Raw genomic sequence first — 231 nt, forward strand, 5'->3', positions numbered from 1 at the left:
CAAGTTGACTCACATAGCCGCTGAACTCTTGGCCTAGAGTCAAAGGCGTAGCATCTTGTAAATGGGTACGACCGATTTTTACGATGCTATCGAATTCTTTGGCTTTAGCCGCTAGTGTATCGCGTAGTGCTTGTACCGCTGGAATCAACAAGCTGTTGATTTGACGCGCAGCAGCCACACGAATCGCCGTTGGGAAGCTGTCGTTGGTAGACTGTGCATGGTTTACATGGT

The 231-nt window shown here is 48.9% G+C and carries 1 protein-coding gene; it reads right to left on the minus strand.

Features of this window, described 5'->3' with window-relative positions; genetic code table 11:
- On the minus strand, positions 1 to 231 hold a 231-nt coding region (locus SB725_RS34220), incomplete at both ends, for a lyase family protein (RefSeq protein ID WP_410923831.1).

This window comes from Pseudomonas sp. SIMBA_041 (genome assembly GCF_046535095.1).
GTDB classification, from domain to species: Bacteria; Pseudomonadota; Gammaproteobacteria; order Pseudomonadales; family Pseudomonadaceae; genus Aquipseudomonas; species Aquipseudomonas mucoides.